We start from the raw sequence: 1,327 nt of genomic DNA, 5'->3' as shown, positions 1-1,327 counted from the left end.
GGCCACCGACGGAGCCGCGGGGCTGACCAGCTCGACGGCATCGGCCACATCGCGGCAGCAGCCGCTCCCCATCAGCCCGAGACGGGCGGTGCGGTCGCCTCACGCTGCCCAGCCCCGCGACGGCGGGGGTACGGCGCTCAGCCCCCGTCCCGCCCCGTCAGACGGCCGCTCAGCGCCACGCGCCCCCCACCCCTCCGCCGCCAGCCTGTCCGCGAGCACAACAGCGAGAGCGGCAGTCGGCAGACGGCTGGCCATGTAAACCGCTCAGAGATGCCGCCCTCGCTGGGCAGCAGAAAGCCCCCGCCGGATCTCCGACGGGGGCTCCTGGGGACGTTGGGCGAGGGCTCTATGTGTCACTCGCCGATGGGCACCCGGGCGCCGGGGGCGTAGACGTCTTCCCAGTAGCCGAGTGCCTGTTCGTCGTCGTGGAAGGTCACGGTCGTGACGAAGACGGCGATGGCCGAGTGGGCCGGGGCGTCGATCTCCAAGGCGTTCAGCTCGTCCTGGGACGCCTGCCGGGCGTGGCCGGTGCGCTGCCCCTTCACGACTTCGCGGCCGGTGCGCTCGCTGTAGAGCTTGTCGAACTGCTTCACCATCCGTACGTCGTCGGCCAGCTCCGGGACGGCGGCCACCGTGTGGGGCGGATAGACGGAGACGCCGACCGACGTCGGCTTGTCGTCCTGGCGGAAGACGCGAATGCGGATCACGGCTTCGTCGCCGGGCTCCAGGTTGAGAGCCGTGCAAATCTCGGGGTCGTGGACCGACCGGGTCATCACGCGGTGACCGGAGGAGGTCTCGCCGGGGGCGTAGCGCATCCCGTTCTTCTCCATGCGCTTCAGGCGGTCCGCGCCGGTGATCACCATGGGGTTCTTCTCGACGACCGTGCCCAGCGCCCCGCGCGAGCTGACCAGGCCCTCGCTCTTGAGTACGGCCAGGGCCCGGCTCACGGTCTTGGCCGCCACGCCGAACTGCTCACGGATCTCAGCGACGGACGGCAACGTGGCGCCAGGCGCGAGTTCCCCGCTCTTGATCAGTGTGCGGAAGTGGGCCGCCACGTCGGCATAGCCCTTCCCCTCCGGTGCCTTGTATGGCATGGCTTCTCCCTGTTTGTCGGAGCGCGGTACACCTCCGAAGGTACATCAATGACCCTCCCAAGGTACATCCTTGCCTCGCATCGGTGCTTGATGTATCTTCGTGGCGTCGGCAAGATACGTTAAGTACCACCGGGCCGACAGATGCGTACCTTCGGCAAGAGAGACCGGGGCGGCCCCGCCCGGAGGCCCTGCCCCTCTTCGAGCAGCCGGACGCTCAGCCACCGACGGAGCCG

At 69.4% G+C, this 1,327-nt stretch carries 1 protein-coding gene; it reads right to left on the bottom strand.

Going from position 1 to position 1,327, the window contains the following annotated elements; genetic code table 11:
• Window positions 1-353: 353 nt before the first annotated feature.
• Window positions 354-1,094 (bottom strand): GntR family transcriptional regulator, encoded by a 741-nt coding sequence (locus ACFT9I_RS40280; RefSeq protein ID WP_376073315.1) that lies wholly within the window; start codon window positions 1,092-1,094, stop codon window positions 354-356.
• Window positions 1,095-1,327: the final 233 nt, after the last annotated feature.

It is taken from the genome of Streptomyces sp. NPDC057137, from assembly GCF_042670825.1.
Lineage (GTDB): Bacteria > Actinomycetota > Actinomycetes > Streptomycetales > Streptomycetaceae > Streptomyces.
This window is presented reverse-complemented; position numbering and strand designations above follow the sequence as displayed.